Raw genomic sequence first — 1,966 nt, 5'->3', positions numbered from 1 at the left:
GCGGGGTCCAGAGCGGCGCGGGTGACGGCCGGCCGGGCGCGGACCGGGGAGGTCGGCCCGGAGGCGGGCGCGGCCGCGGCGACGCCGTCGATCGCCGTGCCGAGGGCGAGGAAGGCGCAGACGAGGGCGGCGGCTCTCCCGCCGGTACGTGCGCGAGGGCGTCTCGGGAACATCTGGGCTCACTTCTGTCGGGTGGCCGGGGGACCGCTCGGGGACACGGACCGCCGGTGGCGCTGGGCCCGTCAGGCGCGACTGTCCCACTTCTTACGCCAGTTATCGATAAGTTGCGCGATGATGCAAGGCAATATGCATCCGAGTGCAGACCTGTTGCGGATCGCAAGGCCTCCTCCGCACCGCTGACGGCGTCCTTCGACGCGCGAAGCCCTGTCCGTGGCCCACGGTCGGGCACGGACAGGCTGCTTCGGGCGCGTCGTACGGTCAGGTCCGCAGCCACACCGCCGTGTCCCGCGGCAGCAGGCCCTCGGCGTCGAGCGGTCCGCTGGCCAGCAACAGCGACTCGTACGGCGGGAGTTCGACGGGGTGGTCGGAGAGGTTGACCACGCAGACCACGCCGTGTGTCCGGGCGAAGGCCAGGACACCGTTGTCAGCCGGCAACCAGGTCATGGCTCCGTCACCGAAGCCCGGAACGGACCGGCGCAGGAGCAGGGCCTCCCGGTACAGCCTCAGCATCGAGTCCGGCTCGGCGCTCTGCCGGTCCACGGCGTACGCGCGCCAGCCCTCGGGCTGGGGCAGCCAGGGCTCGGACCCCGGCCCGAAGCCGCACCAGGGGGCGTCCTCCTTCCAGGGCAGGGGGATGCGGCAGCCGTCGCGTCCGGGGTCGACGCCCCCGGAGCGGAAGTGCATGGGGTCCTGGATGCGGTCCAGCGGCACCTCGGCCTCCGGGAGCCCGAGTTCCTCGCCCTGGTACAGGTAGACGGAGCCCGGCAGGGCGAGGGTCAGCAGGGCGGCGGCTCGGGCGCGCCGGGTGCCCAGTCGCAGGTCGGTAGGGGTGCCGAAGGTCTTTTTCGCGAAATCGAAGGAGGTGTCGGCACGGCCGTATCGGGTCACGGTCCGGGTGACGTCGTGGTTGCACAGCACCCAGGTGGCCGGGGCCCCTACGGGAGCGTGCTCGGCGAGGGTGTCGTCGATGGAGCGGCGCAGCCGGTCCGGCTCCCATGGACAGGCGAGGAAGTTGAAGTTGAAGGCGGTGTGGAGTTCGTCGGGACGGAGGTAACGCGCGAAGCGCTCGGTGTCCGGGAGCCAGACCTCGCCGACGAACACGGCGCCGTACTCGTCGGCGATCGCCCGCCAGGCGCGGTAGACGTCGTGCAGTTCGTCCTGGTCGATGTACGGGTGGGGATCCACTCCCTCCTCGAAGTCGGCGAGCGAGGCGTCCTTGACCAGCAGGGCGGCGGAGTCGATCCGCACGCCGGCCACCCCGCGCTGGAACCAGAAGCGCAGGATCTCCTCGTGCTCCTGGCGGACGGCCGGGTGGGCCCAGTTGAGGTCGGGCTGTTCCGGGGTGAACAGGTGCAGGTACCACTCGCCGTCGGGCACCCGGGTCCAGGTCGGGCCGGAGAACTGTGACGGCCAGTTGTTGGGCGGCAGTTCTCCCCTCTCGCCGCGGCCGGGCCGGAAGTGGAACAGCTCCCGTTCCGGGCTGCCGGGTCCGGCCTCCAACGCGGCGCGAAACCACGGATGCCGGTCGGAGACGTGGTTGGGGACGATGTCGACGATGACCCGGATACCGAGCTCGGCGGCCTCCTCGATGAGCTTCTCGGCCTCCGCGAGGGTGCCGAAGGCGGGGTCGATGCTGCGGTAGTCGGAGACGTCGTAGCCGCCGTCCACCAGCGGGGAGGCGTACCAGGGGGTGAACCAGACCGCGTCGACGCCGAGTTCCGCGAGGTAGGGCAGTCTCGCCCGGACTCCCGCGAGGTCCCCGGTGCCGTCGCCGTCGCCGTCGGCG

General features: G+C 71.8%; 1 protein-coding gene. It reads right to left on the bottom strand.

Annotated features, from left to right (window positions below):
* Positions 1-438 precede the first annotated feature (438 nt).
* Positions 439-1,966: glycoside hydrolase family 13 protein (locus BZY54_RS47050; protein ID WP_107420011.1), on the bottom strand; the 1,528-nt coding region annotated here is incomplete at its 5' end.

The organism is Streptomyces carpinensis, from assembly GCF_002154505.1.
GTDB classification, from domain to species: Bacteria; Actinomycetota; Actinomycetes; order Streptomycetales; family Streptomycetaceae; genus Streptomyces; species Streptomyces carpinensis.
Note: the sequence above shows the minus strand (reverse complement) of the source record. Positions and strands in the feature narration are given on the sequence as shown.